Here is a 16,625-nt window from a genome sequence, read left to right as displayed (position 1 = left end):
CCTCCCGAACTTGCCACGCGCCGCCGCAGCGCTGCGTCGCGCAACGCGCACGCCGGTGCGCCTGCCCCCCGCCGAACGCGCCCGCTCGATCCGAAACTTTGTGGAGTACTACGCATGACCCCGACTCGACCGCCGTGCCACGGCGCGGCCGACATGCCACGCGTCAAGCCGATCCATCTGCTGGTGGCGGCCTGCGTCGCCGCGTGGTCCGCCGATGGCCGCGCGACGACACCGGCTGCCGCGGAAGGCACGCTCGCGCAAGTCGAGTTCGACGGCGCGTTCATGCAGAATCGCCTGGGCAGGGATTTCGACGTGTCGCGCTTCGCCCGGCGCAACGTGACGGCCCCCGGGGTGTATACCGCCGACGTGCATGTCGGTCCCGACTGGATCGGCCGCTACGACGTGCGCTTCGTGGCCGCGCCGGATTCGGGCGACGCGCGTCCATGCTTCGACCGCGCGCTGCTCGAGCGCGTCGGCGTCGATTTCGGCAAGCTCGCGCCGGACGTCGTCGCGCGACTGGACGGCGACGACGCCTGCCTGCGACTCGACGAAGTCGTGCCGGGCGCCAGCGCCGCATTCGACTTCACGCGACAGACGCTGCGGCTGTCGATCCCGCAGGCGTCGCTCGCGCGCAAGGCACGCGGCTACGTGAGCCCCGATCAATGGACCTCCGGCGAAACCGTCGGCCTGCTCGGCTACAACTTCAACCTCTACACGTCGAAGGCCAGCGGCCACACCGCGCAAACGCAAGGCTATCTCGGCCTGAACGGCGGCGTGAACCTCGGCACCTGGCGCTTTCGCCACGAAGGGTCCTATTCCTGGTCGTCGCGCGGCGAGAGCCGGTACCAGGGCCTCGCGACCTATCTGCAGCGCGACCTGCCGTCGCTGTCGTCGCAGCTCGTCATCGGCGAAAGCTACACGTCGGGCGAGCTGTTCGACTCGACGCAATTCCGCGGCGTGCGCCTGTCGACCGACGACCGGATGCTGCCCGACTCGCTGCGCGGCTACGCGCCGGTGGTGCGCGGCATTGCGAACAGCAACGCGAAGGTGACGATCCGCCAGAACGACGTGACGATCTACGAGACGACGGTCGCGCCCGGCAATTTCGAAATCGACGACCTGTACCCGACCGGATATGGCGGCGACCTGCAGGTATCGGTCGAGGAGGCCGACGGCTCCGTGCACTCGTTCTCGGTGCCTTATGCCGCCGTGCCGATGTCGCTGCGGCCGGGCATCGGCCGCTACAGCTTCGTCGCCGGCACGCTGCGCAATCCTCATGGCTCGAGCCAGCCGCTGTTCACGCAGGTCACGTACCAGCGCGGCCTGACCAACCTGCTGACCGCCTATGGCGGCGTCACACTCGCCGGCGGCTACGTGTCGGCGATGCTGGGCGGTGCGTTCAACACGACGTTCGGCGCGTTCGGCGCGGACGTCACGCATGCGCTCACCACGATCCCCGGCGCGAAGCGCTACAGCGGTTCGAGCGTGCGCGTCAGCTATGCGAAGTCGGTCGACTCGACCGGCACCGACATCGCGCTCGCCGCGTATCGCTATTCGACGGACGGCTATTTCGGCCTCAATGACGCGATGCAGGCGCGCGATGCCGCGCGCGACGGCCGTTCGGCCCAGTCGGTCTGGCGCCAGCGCCATCGCGCGTCGCTGGCGCTCACGCAGCGTCTCGGCACGACCGGTGGACGCATCAATGCGACGGCATCGGCCGTCAACTACTGGAACCGCCCCGGCTCGGACGTCAATTATTCGGTCGGCTATACGAACCAGTTCCGCAACGTGTCCTACAGCCTGACGGCCACGCGGCAGCGCAATGCCGGCGGCGACATGAGCACGCTCTATTACGCCAGCGTCACGATCCCGTTCGGTCGCGAGCGCCCGATGACCGTCTCGGGCAACGTGTCGCGCGACACGCTCGGCCGCACCCGGCTGCAGTCGACGCTGTCCGGATCGGTCGGTGACGACCACGCGCTGTCGTACAGCGTCAGCGCGAACCACGCGTCCGGAACGAATTCGACCACGGACGGCAGCGCCAACGTCACATACCGCACGCGCCTGGCGGAAGTCAGCGCCAGCGCGGGCGCGAGCACGGAGTTCCAGCAAGGCTCGCTCGGCGTACGCGGCGCGCTCGTCGTGCACCGCGGCGGCATCACGTTCTCGCAGCCGGTATCCGAAACGTTCGCGATCGTCGAGGCGCCGGGTGCGGCCGGCGCGCGCATCACGAACGCGGCGGGCGTCAAGGTCGACGGCAACGGCTACGCGGTCGTGCCGTACCTGACGCCATACAGCCTCAATACGGTCGCGCTCGATCCGAAGGGCATCTCGATGGATGTCGAGTTGAAGGAAACCAGCCGGCAGATCGCACCGCGCGCCGGCGCGGTGCCGCTCATCCGGTTTGCAACCGACACCGGCCGCGCCGCGCTCGTTCAGGCGCGCCAGGCCGACGGCACGCCGCTGCCGTTCGGCGCCGCCGTGCACGACGAGACCGGCAAGGAAGTCGGCGTCGTCGGCCAGGCGAGCAAGATCTTCGCGCGCGGACTCAACGACAGCGGCTCGCTGACCGTGCGGTGGGGCGCCGATTCCGGCTCGATCTGCCGGATCGCGTACGACCTGCCGGTCGCAAAACACCACCGGCAAGCGCCGGGCATCCAGACCGTGACGAGCATGTGCCGCCCCGATTCGACGACCGCCGACACTCAGTAAGGAATCCCTATGTCCCACTTTCGCCAATCGCCCGCGTTGACCCGAGTCACGATCCCGGCAGGCATGGCGCGCACGCGCGACGCGCGCGCCGACATTACCCGACGCGCATCCCGCATGGTCGCGGCCGCCGCGACGCTTCTCCTTGCATGCGCGGCATTCGCGACCGACGCGGCCGCCCTCAATGCGTTCGGGCAGGCAACCCTTTCCAGCCCCGGGAACGCCACGCCCGGCACCGTCGTCGCCCGTCATTACTTCACGCCGCAGGACGTTTGCGGCAAGAGCACCTGCCAAATCACGAGCATCGCGATGTATCCCAAAGGAAGCGTGTGGGCGTCCGACGGCCCCGACCTGGAAACCAACGTGTCAGGCCTGTCGACACGCATGATCGTCGATGGTAACGTCGCCGTCGCGTCGACGAAGACGACACTGCGCAACACGCTCGAAATCACGCTGTTTCGCGACAGCCGGCCGCCGCAGGACGGGTCGCTCAATTCGGGCTTGGCCAGCGCCTATTACACGATCTACTACAAGTCCGGCCTCCTCGGCGGGTCGAACCCGGTCAACCTGGCCGCCAAGGTCAGCTTCATCAACGGAACGTGCTCGATTCCCGACCAGACCGTCACGCTACCGCCCGTGCAGCATCGCGAATTCAACGGCGTCGGTTCGACCGCCGGCGCGACGGATTTTCAGGTGCAGTTGAACAACTGCCCGGCCGGTTACAACCGGATCGGCTACCAGTTGGCCCCGCTGGACGACGTGGTCGCCGACACACCCGGCGGGATGCAGTTGCGCCCGGATGCCACGGCCATCGGCGTCGGGATCCAGATCGCCGACGCCACGACGGGCCAGCCGCTGGTGCTGCGAAAATCGCACACCGTGACGAACTACAACCAGGCCACCGGCGGATCGCCTTCGATTCGGCTCCGCGCGTCCTACCTGCAAACGGGTGCGAAAGTCGGCGGCGGTTCGGTTCATGCCGCGGCGCAGGTTCTGCTCGACTATCAATGAATGACGCGCAATGAACGACGCGCGGCCGCGGCGGCCCTGACATCCGCGCGACGCGGCGACGTGCGATACTCGGCACGCCGCGCGCCGGTTCGCCGCCGCAGGGAACCCCGGCGCGCCGCGCGAGTCCATTTCCTTTCGTCAACAGCTCAACAGCAATAGGGAGGCGTTCATGCTGCAATTCATCGAAACCCTGGTCGTCGGGCTCATCGTCGGCCTCCTCGCCCGCGCACTGAAGCCCGGCGACGACAAGATGGGCATCCTGATGACGGTCGTGCTCGGCGTCGTCGGCTCGCTCGTCGCCGGCTACATCGGCCGCGCCGCGGGCTGGTATGCGCCGGGTCAGGGCGCAGGCTGGATCGCATCGATCATCGGCGCGATCGTGCTGCTCGTCGTCGTGGGTGCGGTGCGCAAACGCGCAAGCTGACCTCAGCGTCGTTCACTCCGACGCAAACGGCCGCTCGTCACACACGAGCGGCCGTTTTCCTTTGGCGAATCGTCATCCTGGGGATTGGACGAATCGTTGAGCCCTCAACGATTTATCTGCAAATCCCGCATCCATTGGCACGCTTCCCCCGAGCCTACGTCATCGGCAATACCCCGACTTGCGGCCGCTCAATTTTGAGATAAATTGATTGAAGGAACATGGCGTCGTTTGCTCGTCGTCGTTATTTCCGGTTTCTCACTCAAGAGGTTCGATGAAATTGCCGTTTACGCATACAGCACCGCAGCGTTGACGGACTGCCATTCGAGCGGCCTCGCTGCGACGCGCTTCCTCTCTGGAGCCTGTCATGAAGCATCGTTCGTTTGCCGCCTCGTTTGCCCTGGCTGCCTCGCTTCTGGCCTCGTCCTCGTCATTTGCCGCCGGCACGGGCGGCATCATCCACTTCACCGGCATGATCGTCGAGCCGCCCTGCTCGTTCGCGCTCGACACGGCCAACGCCGCGCATGCGCAGGTGCGCCCCGACTGCCCGCGCCCGGCGAGCGGACATGTCGCGTTCGTCGACGCGGCCAGTCTGCGCACGATCAAGACCACGACCTTTACGCAGGCCTCCCGCGCAATCGTTTTACCTGACCGTCCGGGCAACGCGCGCGCGCCGATGATCGCCGTCGTGACTTACCAGTAGAAGCCACCGCTGGAACCGCCGCGCGTCAGTCGCGGTGGCGCGCGATCCAGTCGCTGAACGCGCGGATCTTCTGCTGGCTGCCGAGGTTTTCGGGATAGACGAAGAAGTAGCGTGCGCCCGTCTCGAGCACGATGTCGAACGGCCGTTCGAGCCGGCGCGCGCTGACGTCGTCGTCGACGAGCGTCACGTCGCCGATCGCGACGCCGAAGCCCTGCATCGCCGCGTTCGTCGCGAGATCGAGCGTGTCGAACGTCGGCCCGCGCGCGGGATCGACGCCACGCTCGCCCGCATGGTCGAGCCAGGCTCGCCAGTCGCGGTGGTCGCGCGTCGGATGCAGCAGCGTATGGCGCGCGAGATCGCCGACCGCGGCGAGCGGCGACGCCTGCCGCAACTCGGGCGCGCAAACGGGCGTGAGCCGCTCGTCGAACAGCGGCAGCGCGACGACGCCAGGGCCCGGCGACGTCCCGTAGACGATCGCCGCATCGAACGGCTCGCTCGAGAAATCGACGACGTGCTGCCACGCGGTCGTGATCTGCACGTGGAGATCGGGATGTTCGCCCTGGAAGCGCATGATGCGCGGCAGCATCCAGCGCATCACGCAGGTCGGCACCTTCAGCGCGAGATCGGTGCGCTGCCGCGTGAGCTTCATCGAGATGTCCTCGATCCGCGCGAAGCTCTCGTCGACCACCGGCAACAACTGCTCGCCCTCGGCCGTCAGCGTGAGGCCCTTAGCATGCCGCCTGAACAGCGGAAAACCGTAATGCGCCTCGAGCGTCTGGATCTGCCGGCTCACCGCGCCCTGCGTGATGCACAGCTGCTCGGCCGCGCGCGTGAAGCTGCGGTGGCGAGCCACCGTCGAGAAGATCTGCAGCGCGTGCAGAGGCGGAAGTCGGCGCATGGCGAACGGGAAACGGGAACGGAAAACGACGCGGAAGGACCGCGCGCCGACGCCGGCGCGCGCTGACCGACACGATAAGCCAAACGCCGGCTTCGCGCGAGACGCCGGGGACTCAGGCCGTCGCGGCGAGCGCGCCCGCCGCGATGCGCGCCGCCGATGCAACGACGTCCGCGCGCGCCGCGGCATCGGCCTGCGGCAGCGTGAACGATACGGCCATCACGATCGGCGCGCGCGACGGCGGCCACAGCACCGCGATGTCGGTCGTCGTGCCGAAGCCGCCGGTACCGGCCTTGTCGGCGACACGCCAGCCGGGCGGCACGCCCGCCGCGATGCCGGTCGCGCCGCGTGCGCCGCCGACCATCCATTCGGTCAGTTGCGCGCGCTGCGGTTCGCGCAGCGTGTCGCCGAGCAACAGCCGCTGCAGCGTGTCGACCATCGCGACCGGCGTCGACGTGTCGCGCTCGTCGCCGGGCGCCGCCTTGTTGAGTTCGGGTTCCCAATGATCGAGACGGAAGGTGGTGTCGCCGCTTTCGCGCGCGAACGCCGTGACGGCCTGCGGGCCGCCGAGTACGCCCATCAGCAGGTTGCCCGCGCCCTTGTCGCCCGACTGCAGCATCGCCGCGCACAGCTGCGCGATCGTCATGCCGGTGTCGACGTGGCTCTCCGTAATCGGCGAGCCGGACACGATTTCGTAGCGGCGATACAGGATGCGGCGCGGCAGCAGCGATGCGTCGAGCGAGCCGCGCGCGAGCATCGCGGCGGCGGCCATGACCGCATACGTGCCGCACAGCGGGAAGCGCTCGCGCGCATGGTGCGCGATGCGCACGCCGTTCGATGTATCGAGCGCGGCGACGCCGAGCCGCCCGTTCGAGGCTTTTTCGAGCGCGGCGAGTTCGGCGTGCGCGGTATGGGCGCGCCCCTGGTCGGCGACCGGCGCGGACGTGCACGCGGCAACGAACGGCGCGGCAACGGCGGCAAGCAACAGCGAGCGGCGTGTCGGAGAGTGTTCCATGAATGAGGTCTGTTCTGTCGGAAACGGTGGCGCGAAGCGACACTGTCGCGCGTCGGCGACGCGCGACCGTTCACGCCGACGGCCGGCCCGCGACGGCATTCGCCGCGCATCCCCGAAAGACGCCCGTCGGCCCCGCGATAGCGGGATTCGCATGAACAAACCTTAGCGTAGCAGCGACCGCCGCCGCGTTCCAGCGAAACGGCCCGACTTCACCCTTGCGACGAAGGCAGGTACGGCATCGGATTCACCGGCTTGCCGTCGCGTCGCACCTCGAACAGCAACGCGACGCGCGAGTTGTCGAGGTCGCCCATCTCGGCGATCGCATCGCCCTGATGCACGATGTCGCCCGTCTTCACGAGCAGCTTGCGGTTGTGCGCATAGGCGGTCAGGAAATCCGCGTTGTGCTGGACGATGATCAGGCTGCCGTAATCGTTCAGGCCGGTGCCCGCGTACATCACGCGCCCATCAGCCGCGGCGCGGACCGGGTCGCCCGGCCGGCCGGCAATCTGGATGCCGCGGTTCTGCCCGGGCCGGAACCCTTCGACGATCTTGCCGGTCGCCGGCCACTTGAGCGCGACACCGCCCGCATGACGCTTCGTTTCCTTGACGACCTGACGGTCGTTCGCGGTCGACGCGCTGGCCGGCGACGTGGCCTGCGCAGTTCCCTGATTACCCGCCGCGCCATTGCTCGCGACGACCTGCGTGCCGGCCGCGCCCGCGGGCGGCAGCGGCTGCTGCTTGACGATCCGCAGCACCTGCCCCATGCGCAGCCTGCCGTTCGCGGCCAGCTTGTTCCAGGTGCGCAAGTCGGCCACGCTGCAATCGTTCGCGGTGGCGATGCCCGTCAGCGTGTCGCCGCGTTTCACGATATATTTCCGCGCGACGAGGATCGGCGCGGCCGGCATCGTGGCGGCCGGCGGCGCCGCGGCGGACGAGCTCGAATCAGAGGGCTGCGCCGCCAGCGTGTCGCTCGGCGGAACGGACTGCGTATTTGCACAACCGGCCATGACGAGCACGGCGGCCAGGCCCGACAGCCACGCCGCCTTGCGGTGAATCTCGCGCGTTTTCATGGACGATCCGACTCCGGTTTGACAATCTTTCAAGCATCTCAAAAACGGAACGGCCGACGTGTAACCGGATGCAAACAATGATGACAAACGATCACGGACCGGATGCCGGCCGGCATTCGCTACCGGTAATACGGTCCGATCCGGAAAAACTTGATGGTCTGGGCGCAGAAAAACGGAAGAATTTTCGTCGCAAAAAACTATGGTTCATTTGTTTCGATAGTCGCGCGACGACATTCATCGCAACCATGCGACGAATTCGGCACCGGCCCACGCGACGCCGATACACAGGAACAGCAGATGCAGCGCGATCTTGAACGACACGCCCCACGACGAATCGATCTGCATGACGGGCTCCGCGGTTGATGTGCGTCCATGATCGGGCGTCGATCGCGCCCCGAAAATGCGGAAGCGGCGAACCGGGTCTCAGGCTGGCCCTGAGACCGCCGCCGCGGTTCCTGCTAACTTATCGGCCATTCCCCGAGCCATCCCTCCGCCCATCATGCGCTTCGACCTGACCGACCTGCGGCTCTTCCTGAACATCTGCGAAGCCGGCACGATCACGGGCGGCGCCGAGCGAACGCACATCACGCTGCAGGCCGCGAGCGAGCGCATTCGCGGGATGGAGGACGAGCTGGGCGTGCCGCTGCTGCACCGGACCAAGTCCGGCGCGCAGGCCACCGACGCGGGCCGCGCGCTCGAACACCACGCGCGCACCGTGCTGCAGCAGATCGATCACATGCGGGGCGAACTGCAGCAATACGGCCAGGGGCTGCGCGGCCATATCCGGTTGCTGTGCAACACCGCGTCGCTGAGCGAATACCTGCCCGATGCGCTGGCCGATTACCTGCCGCACCATCCGAAGCTGTCGATCAGCGTCGAGGAACGCTCGAGCCAGGAGATCGTGCATGCGATCCGCAACAAGACGGCCGAGGTCGGCATCGTCGCCGATTCGGTCGGGCTCGGCGGCCTCGAACAGAAGCCGTTCCGCGAAGACTGGCTGATCGTCGTCGTGCCGGCCACGCATCCGCTCGCGTCGTACGGCGCGGTCGCGTTCGACGACATCGCCGGCGAAGACTTCATCGGCCTCACCGACGGCAGCGCGCTGCAGGTGCATCTCGCCGACCAGGCGCGCGCGCTCGGCAAGCGGATCCGCTATCGCGTGCAGTTGAAGAGCTTCGACGCGATCTGCCGCATGATCGCGAGCGGCGTGGGCATCGGCATCGTGTCGCGGCATGCGGCCGAGCGCGCGATGCAGACGATGGACGTGCGGCTCGTCGAGTTGTCCGATCCGTGGAGCCATCGGAAACTGACGCTCTGCGCGCGGTCGTTCGACGCGCTGCCGAAGTACACGCGCGAGTTCGTCGCGTTCCTGTCGGGCGACGCGCCGCCGCCGTAACGCGCGCCGCATTCGATTCGTCCCATCGACCTACGGAGACATCGCCATGACCGATACCGATCTCGCCACCCGCTATCGCGCGTATATCGACTGCCTGAACCGGCAGGACTGGACGGCGCTCGGCGAATACGTGTCCGACGACGTGATCCACAACGACCGGCCGCTCGGCCTCGCCGGTTACCGCGCGATGCTGGAGCAGGACTTCCGCGACATTCCCGATCTGCGCTTCGACATCCGGCTGCTCGTGTGCGAGCCGCCGCGCGTCGCGTGCCGCCTTCGCTTCGCGTGTTCGCCGAAAGGAACGTTCATGGGGCTCGCCGTCGACGGCCGCAAGGTCACGTTCGCCGAAAACGTGTTCTACGAGTTTCACGACGGCAAGATCCGCCAGGTGTGGTCGGTGATCGACAAGGCGGCGATCGAGAAGCAGCTTTGAACGTCGTCGAAACGGCGGGTCGGCGCATGCGGCGGCGGGCGGCCGGGAGCGGCTTACTGCATTCCGATTCTTATAGATAACGTTTTCTCTCTTCATGCACCGAGAACCCGTTTCCCGCCCATGCTCGCCCTCACCGCTTCAAAGCTTTTCTTTCGCACGATGACCACGCGATCATCAAGATAAACATCCCGACGATTTACGCGTAATTCCGATTCCCCTCTCGCACGCCCCGGCTTCCTCCATTCGGGTTTCTACCGGCGCATCCGATGTGAAAGTTCATTGACATCGCGCCGATCGATGCCTAAATTTGGAAAACGTTTTCCAATGCTCGAGCGCGACGCCGGTCACGGCCCGTGCAGGGGGAACGCTTGCCTGCTCGATTTGCGATTCAGGCCGTCCGTCTTCAGGGATCAGGGTTTGCAAGGCGGACGCCCGGTATGGGTACCGAGCGCGGCATCGGCGACACGTGCCCGTGTTTCATCACTATTCAAAATTGGAGACACCATGCATCCGCGCAGCAGATTCACGCTCGGCGCCCTTTCCGTCGTGCTCGTCAGCGCGTGCGGCGGCAACGACGTGACCGACACGCCGTCGTCGCCCCCTACGTCCACCCCGCCCGCGCTCGCAGCGAACTCGCTCCAGGCGCTCGTCTACGGCGCGCCCGACACCCGCGTGCCGGCCGGCACGAACATCCCGCTCACGATGATGGGCCAGATGCGCGCGCTGTTCGACCTGATCCGGAAATCGCCCGATTTCACGCAGGTGGTGATGGATCTCGGCGACGGCACGCCCGTCCACGTGCTCGACACGAATACCGGCGACAAATTCCTGCCCGGCAAGCTCGCGCTCGGCCTGTCCTACATCCTGATCGACATGAAGTCGAAGAACGACCCGCAATACGCGAGCTACCTCGCGACGTACCAGACGATCACGACCGCGATGATGGCGCAGTCGGGCGGCAACTACGCGTATGCGAATACCTCGTGGGGCGAGTACTACTACCTCGTCGCGCTGAACAACCTGAAGGCGCACGGCATGCTCAACGAAGTCTTCAGCGATGCGATGCTGGCGACGCTGCAGCAGCGGCTCACGTTCTGCGACATGTTCGGCCCCGATGCGAGCGGCAAGACCACGACCTGCCCGGCCGCCGGCACGCCGATCGACATCGCGTCGCTCAACACCGCGCAGAACTACTATGCGGTGTCCTACGGCATTGCCGGGCTGCGCCAGAAGCTCGGCTGGAGCAGCCCGTCGTTCGCATCGAAGACCGATCCGGCGGTCGCGACGATGAGCGCACGCGACGCGCTGCTGTACACGCTGACGAACCACATCCGCAACGACTCGTCGGGCGGGTTCTCCGACGAAGCATCGAACACGCACACGACCTATTACGACCAGGCGCGCTTCGACCGCTACAGCACGCTGCTGATCGGCGAAGTGGTCGAGCGCACGTTCGAGATGGGCAACGAAGCGAATCTGACGGCGGAGCTGAAGGGCTATCTGCGCAAGTCGGTCGACCTGATCCTGCCGCAGCTGAACGCCGACGGCCAGGGCTTCAACTATGGCCGCTCGATCGGGCCGTACGGCGATTCCGCGTTCATGGAAGTGCTGACGGCCGCGGCCAATGCCGGCGTGCTGACCGATCGCGAGAAACAGGTGGCGTATGCATTCATCTACCAGGCAGCGCGTCGTTTCGACACGTACTGGTACGACCCGTCGCTGCCGACACCGTCGGTGAACATGTGGGTCAAGGGCCGCGGCACCGACACGTATCGCGGCAAGCCGCGCGTGATGGGCGAGAACTTCAGCCTGCTGCACCAGTACCTGTACGTGAACGCGTGGTGGAACAAGCTCGGCTTCGGCGGCCAGGCGCCGATGGCCGACGCGGACTACCGCGCGTGGCTCGACGCGCTGCCGCGCTACACGCTCACCTGGTACAACCAGCCGGGCGATGCCGCGCATCCGTACAGCGCCGCGCTGCTCACCGTGCGCGACGGCCGGCGCGTGATCAACCTGAACCTCAGCCAGGCGCCCGACTACGACGCGTACACGCCGTATTACCCGGTGCCGTTCTCGGACAAGCTGATCTACGGCACGACCGACCTCGGCTATGCGCTGCTGGTGCCGCAGGTGACGTACAACGCGAAGACCTACATTCCCGTCACGTACTACAAGAACCTGAACGTGCAGCAAAGCAACGGCCAGGTGATCGTGTCGTTCGATACGACGAAGTTCCGCGTCGCGTCGAAGAACACCGCGTACACGACGGATCTCGACCTGCAGGTGCACACGGTGCTGACGTTCGCGCACGGCACGATCTCGCGCAGCGATACGCTGAGTTCGGGCACGCTCGCGGGCAACCTCGCGGTCGAGACGGACTTCACGTCGTTCGCGGATTTCGCGTCGACGCAGGCCAACGGCGACGGCGTGTCGGTAACGTACGCAAACAGCGCGGCGACGCGCTATGCGGCATCCGGGTTCGACAACTGCGCGCTGTCCGCCTTCGACACCGCGAACGGCACGACGAATCCGCTGTCGACGACGCCGATCGGGCAGCTGCATTCGAACTTCGCATGCACGACGAAACCGTTCGCGCTCGGCGCAGGCGCGACCCGCACGGTCGGGTGGACGCTGAGGTACGCCGATCCGGCGTAAGCGCCAAGACCGCGCTCCCGCGCCCCTTCCCGAAGCCGGTTGCCGAAGCCGGCTTCGGGATCATGCAGTGCCCGGGCCCGCGTTCACCACCAACGCGATCCCGCCATAGACGCGCCCAGCGCGATCAGCCCGACGAAGAAGCAACGCTTGAACATCTTCTCGCTCATCACGCGCCGCGCATATTGCCCGCCGGCCATTCCCGCCAGCGCGGGCACGAGCGCGAGCGCCGACACGCCGAGATCGACCGTCTGCAGCGCGCCCGTCACGCGCAATTGCAAGCCGAGCACGATCGTCGATGCGGTAAACGACAGCCCGAGCGCCTGGATCAGATCGTCCTTGGACAACCGCAGCGCCTGCAGGTACGGCACGGCCGGTACGACGAACACGCCGGTCGCGGCCGTCACGACGCCCGTCAGGTAGCCGACCACGGCCGACAGCCATGTTTCATGGCGGCCCGGCGCGGGCAATCGCGCCGCCGCCAGCCCCCATACCCCGTAAAGCACGAGCACGACGCCGAGCGCCGCGTGCGTCCACGTGCTGCCGGCCGCGAGCGCCGGCAGCCCGCCCGTCAGCGTGCCGACCGTCAGGCCGGCGAGCAGCGGCCACAGCCGGCGCAGCAGCGCGCCGAACGACGGGCCGAGCCACAACTGCCACACGTTGGTGATGAACGACGGCACGAGCAGCAGGCTCGCCGCGGCCGACGGCGGCATCGCGAGCGTCAGCAGCCCCATCGCGATCGTCGGCAGCCCGAGCCCGATCATCCCCTTCACCGCGCCGGCCAGCAGGAAAACCAGCACGATGATCGTCAGCGTATGAATTGACATGGCGGCATTCCGTCCGTTGAGTACGGCGCCGATGGTGCCTGCCCGCCATGCCGCCCGCCATCTGGCTTTGCCTGAGGCTGGCTCGGGCCCGCCGGACGGGGCTTCGGGGCCCCGACCCGGCCCCATGCATCACCCCCGGCCCTGCTCGCTGTCGAGGTGCGCCATCTGCGCGGCCGGATAGCGCTCACCGGCAGCCGCCCCGGCGGGAACCGCCGCTTCGATGCGTGCACGCGCTTCGACCGTTAGTTGCAATTCTGTCGCCAGCAAACCGTCCTGCAGTTGCGTGCGCTTGCGCACGCCGACCAGCGGCACGATGTCGGCGCCACGCGACAGCGCCCACGCAATCGCGACCTGCGCCGGATTGCTGCCCTTCTCGTCGGCGATCGCGCGCAGCGCGTCGACCAGCGCGAGGTTGTGCGCGAGGTTCTCGCCCTGGAAGCGCGGGCTCGCCGCGCGGAAATCGCGCTCGCCCTGCCGCGCCGCCGTCCAGCGCCCGCCCAGCAGCCCGCGCGACAGCACGCCGTAGGCCGTCACGCCAATGCCGAGCTCGCGGCAGACGGGCAGGATCTCGGCCTCAATCCCGCGCGACAGCAGCGAATATTCGATCTGCAGATCGGCGATCGGCGCGACGGCGGCCGCGCGGCGGATCGTGTCCGCGCCGACTTCCGACAGCCCGATATGGCGCACGTAGCCGGCCTTCACGAGATCGGCGATCGCGCCGACCGTCTCCTCGATCGGCACCGCCGGATCGACCCGCGCCGGCCGGTAGATGTCGAGGTAGTCGGTGCCGAGCCGCTTCAACGAATACGCGACGAAGTTCCGGATCGCCGCGGGCCGCGCGTCGTAGCCGGCAAACCCGCCGGCCGGATCGCGCAGCGCGCCGAACTTCACGCTGATCACCACCTGGTCGCGCGCCCGGCCGCGCAGCGCGTCGCGGATCAGCATCTCGTTGTCGCCCATCCCGTAGAAGTCGCCGGTATCGAGCAGCGTGATGCCGTGGTCGAGCGTCGCGTGCAGCGTCGCGATGCTTTCGTCGCGATCGGCCGGCCCGTAGAGATCCGACATCCCCATGCAGCCGAGCCCGATCGCCGAAACCTGTGGGCCCGTGCGGCCCAGTTGACGCCTGTCCATGTCCGTTTCCTTCGAATGGTGAGTGGATGAAACGGATTCTGGCCGCACGACGCCGCGCGATAAACGCGAAACGCCCCACCAAACCATTCGACGGTGATTAACAATGGAGCCTTGTTCCCGTTCCCGCCAAGGTTCTCGCCCGCATGGACCATCTGCAAGCAATGCGCGTCTTCGCGCGCGTCGCCCATCTCGGCAGCTTCACGAAAGCGGCCGAGCAGCTCCAGCTGCCGCGCCCGACGGTCAGCAATGCCGTCCAGTATCTGGAAAAGCACCTGAAGATCCGCCTGCTGCAACGCACGACGCGGCGCGTCGCGCTGACGGCCGAGGGCGCGACCTACTACGAGCGCTGCGTGCAGTTGCTCGCCGACCTCGACGATGCGGAGACGCTGTTCGAGGATGCCGGCGCGTCGCCGCGCGGCGTGATCCGCGTCGATCTGCCCGAGCGGTTCGCGCTGAACCAGGTGATTCCGGCGCTGCCCGATTTCCACGCGCGCTATCCCGACCTGCGCATCGCGATCAGCACGACCGACCGCTTCGTCGATCTCGTCGCGGACGGCATCGACTGCGCGGTGCGGGTCGGCGTGCTGTCCGACACGTCGCTCGTCGCGCGGCGCGTCGGCGAAATGGCGCAGATCAACTGCGCGTCGCCCGCGTATCTCGCGCGACACGGCCTGCCCCGCTCGCCGGACGATCTGCCGGACCACGTCGCGGTCGGCTATTTCTCGAGCCGCACGGGCCGCGAGCTGGACTGGGAATATACGGACATGGATTCGGGCGAGATGCACACGGTGAAGATGCACAGCGTCGTGTCGGTCAACAGCTCGCAGGCGTATCTCGCGTGCTGCCTCGCGGGCCTCGGGCTGATCCAGGCGCCGCGCGACGGGCTCGCGCCGCTGCTCGCCGACGGCTCGCTGGTCGAGGTGCTGCCGGAATGGAATGCGGGGCCGCTGCCCGTGACGGTGGTGTTTCCGACCGGCCGGCATCTCGCGCCGCGCGTGCGGATCTTCGTCGACTGGCTCGCGGAAACGCTCGACGGCCCGCACCGGGCGGACTGACGACGGCCGTGCCGGGGCCGTTCGCCCCGGCGCCGCCGCCCTCAGAACTTGTGGCGGATCGCGGCGCGCACCGCGAACTGGTTCGACGACGCCGACGGGCCGTCGGTCCCGACGACATAGCCGCCGTCGGCTGCCGTGCCCGTCTTGTCGCCGCCCACCTTCTGCCATGCGCCCTGCAGGTACACGTCGGTGCGCTTCGACAGGCTGTAGTCGGCCATCAGGCCGACCGTGTGGTACTTCGGCTTGAACGAACCGGCCGCGGCGTCGTACTTGCCGTCCGTATACACGTACTGCGCGCCGAGGTAGAACTCGGGCGTGAGCTGGTACTTGCCGTTGATCTCGAAGTTCTGGAACTTCGTCGCGGTCAGCCCGAGGCCGGCGAACGTCGACGCCGGCAGGTAGACCGTCGATACCGGGTTCTTCACGTCGGTCTTCGTATAGACGACGCCGACCGTCGCCGGGCCGAACGTGTAGTTGACGCCGCCGCCGAAGATGCGCAGCCGATCGGCGACGAAGTTCGCGTCGTCGGCCGCGATCGCGCCCGCGTTGCCGATGCCCGGGTTGTTCGCCTGCAGGTACGCGGCCGCGACCTGCAGCCCGGCCAGCGAATACTGCGCGCCGATGCTGTACTGGCGGTTGTTCGAGAAGCCCGTGCTGTTGCTGAAGCTGTACGTGCCGCCGAACGTCAGGCCGTTCCAGTCGGCGCTCGCGTACTTGACCGTGTTGTTGACGCGGAACGAGTTGTCCGTGTTGTCGTTGTCGAACGGGTGCGAGAACAGCGTGCCGCCCCAGTTGCCGTTCGCGGTCAGCGGCGCGAGATAGTCGACGACGGCATCGTACTGACGGCCGAAGGTCAGCGTGCCGAAGCGCGACTCGGACAGCCCGACGAACGCCTGACGGCCGAACATGCGGCCGCCCTGGCCGAGCCGGCCGTTGTTCACGTCGAAACCGTTTTCCAGCGTGAAGACCGCCTTCAGCCCGCCGCCGAGATCCTCGCTGCCCTTCAGGCCCCACCGGCTGCCCTGAGCATAGCCGCTTGCGAGCTGGTAATTGGTCTTTCCGACCCCATTGACGTTGACGTTGTTCGTGTAATTGAAGCCTTCGTCGATCACGCCGTACAGCGTCACGCTGGTCTCGGCAAAGGCCGGCGCGGCGAAGGCGGCGAGCGCGGCGACAAAAATGACGTGCTTCCTCATGACGAATCTCCGGAGCCGGGGGCCGGGCAGGCCATGCGCCCGGCGAATTGTTCGATCTGTTGTATGTGTGGCCCGCAGGGCGGACGACGCGGTGTGCGGCCGCGTGAGGAC

The 16,625-nt window shown here is 67.3% G+C and carries 14 protein-coding genes; 8 read left to right on the top strand and 6 right to left on the bottom strand.

Translation table 11 applies throughout. From position 1 onward, the window contains the following. The first annotated feature begins 114 nt into the window (after positions 1–114). From KR541_RS25540 to KR541_RS25525, 4 genes are all read left to right on the top strand, one after another. Positions 115–2,712, top strand: a complete 2,598-nt coding sequence (locus KR541_RS25540; RefSeq protein WP_050012831.1) for a fimbria/pilus outer membrane usher protein — start codon at positions 115–117, stop codon at positions 2,710–2,712. A gap of 63 nt (positions 2,713–2,775) precedes the next feature. Beyond that, a complete protein-coding gene (locus KR541_RS25535) occupies positions 2,776–3,720 on the top strand; it encodes a fimbrial protein (protein ID WP_235356180.1) in 945 nt (314 codons plus the stop codon). Between the two features lie 169 nt (positions 3,721–3,889). Then, positions 3,890–4,144 (top strand): GlsB/YeaQ/YmgE family stress response membrane protein, encoded by a 255-nt coding sequence (locus tag KR541_RS25530; RefSeq protein WP_050012833.1) that lies wholly within the window; start codon positions 3,890–3,892, stop codon positions 4,142–4,144. A 364-nt stretch (positions 4,145–4,508) separates the two neighbouring features. Beyond that, positions 4,509–4,844: a hypothetical protein gene (locus KR541_RS25525; RefSeq protein ID WP_050012834.1), complete on the top strand. Its 336-nt coding sequence runs from the start codon at positions 4,509–4,511 to the stop codon at positions 4,842–4,844. Positions 4,845–4,869: 25 nt separating this feature from the next. On the opposite strand, the gene KR541_RS25520 is transcribed toward KR541_RS25525, so the two are convergent. The 3 genes from KR541_RS25520 to KR541_RS25510 form a co-directional block, all read right to left on the bottom strand. Continuing rightward, positions 4,870–5,742: a LysR substrate-binding domain-containing protein gene (locus KR541_RS25520; protein WP_050012835.1), complete on the bottom strand. Its 873-nt coding sequence runs from the start codon at positions 5,740–5,742 to the stop codon at positions 4,870–4,872. A 112-nt stretch (positions 5,743–5,854) separates the two neighbouring features. Further along, positions 5,855–6,754, bottom strand: a complete 900-nt coding sequence (gene bla, locus KR541_RS25515; protein WP_050012836.1) for a class A beta-lactamase — start codon at positions 6,752–6,754, stop codon at positions 5,855–5,857. 209 nt (positions 6,755–6,963) lie between these two features. After that, positions 6,964–7,824: a peptidoglycan DD-metalloendopeptidase family protein gene (locus KR541_RS25510; protein WP_050012837.1), complete on the bottom strand. Its 861-nt coding sequence runs from the start codon at positions 7,822–7,824 to the stop codon at positions 6,964–6,966. A 499-nt stretch (positions 7,825–8,323) separates the two neighbouring features. On the opposite strand from KR541_RS25510, the gene KR541_RS25505 reads away from it, so the two are divergent. The 3 genes from KR541_RS25505 to KR541_RS25495 all read left to right on the top strand — a co-directional run bounded on the left by KR541_RS25505 (position 8,324) and on the right by KR541_RS25495 (position 12,308). Further along, positions 8,324–9,220, top strand: coding sequence for a LysR substrate-binding domain-containing protein (locus tag KR541_RS25505; RefSeq protein WP_050012838.1), 897 nt, complete (start codon positions 8,324–8,326; stop codon positions 9,218–9,220). A 46-nt stretch (positions 9,221–9,266) separates the two neighbouring features. Further along, positions 9,267–9,653 (top strand): ester cyclase, encoded by a 387-nt coding sequence (locus KR541_RS25500; RefSeq protein WP_050012839.1) that lies wholly within the window; start codon positions 9,267–9,269, stop codon positions 9,651–9,653. Between the two features lie 504 nt (positions 9,654–10,157). Then, positions 10,158–12,308, top strand: a complete 2,151-nt coding sequence (locus KR541_RS25495) for a hypothetical protein (protein ID WP_050012840.1) — start codon at positions 10,158–10,160, stop codon at positions 12,306–12,308. A gap of 83 nt (positions 12,309–12,391) precedes the next feature. On the opposite strand, the gene KR541_RS25490 is transcribed toward KR541_RS25495, so the two are convergent. Together KR541_RS25490 and KR541_RS25485 are read right to left on the bottom strand one after the other, a co-directional pair. Next, complete coding sequence (locus KR541_RS25490; protein ID WP_050012841.1) at positions 12,392–13,132, bottom strand: sulfite exporter TauE/SafE family protein; 741 nt, start codon at positions 13,130–13,132, stop codon at positions 12,392–12,394. Between the two features lie 129 nt (positions 13,133–13,261). Next, positions 13,262–14,263, bottom strand: a complete 1,002-nt coding sequence (locus KR541_RS25485; protein ID WP_050012842.1) for an aldo/keto reductase — start codon at positions 14,261–14,263, stop codon at positions 13,262–13,264. A gap of 143 nt (positions 14,264–14,406) precedes the next feature. On the opposite strand from KR541_RS25485, the gene KR541_RS25480 reads away from it, so the two are divergent. After that, the gene (locus KR541_RS25480; RefSeq protein ID WP_050012843.1) at positions 14,407–15,318 is read left to right on the top strand and encodes a LysR family transcriptional regulator; all 912 of its coding nucleotides are present in this window, start codon (positions 14,407–14,409) and stop codon (positions 15,316–15,318) included. Between the two features lie 41 nt (positions 15,319–15,359). Here KR541_RS25480 and KR541_RS25475 read toward each other — a convergent pair whose 3' ends face one another. Beyond that, complete coding sequence (locus KR541_RS25475) at positions 15,360–16,514, bottom strand: porin (RefSeq protein ID WP_050012844.1); 1,155 nt, start codon at positions 16,512–16,514, stop codon at positions 15,360–15,362. Positions 16,515–16,625 lie beyond the last annotated feature (111 nt).

It is taken from the genome of Burkholderia sola (genome assembly GCF_905400185.1).
Classification (GTDB): domain Bacteria; phylum Pseudomonadota; class Gammaproteobacteria; order Burkholderiales; family Burkholderiaceae; genus Burkholderia; species Burkholderia sola.
Note: the sequence above shows the minus strand (reverse complement) of the source record. Positions and strands in the feature narration are given on the sequence as shown.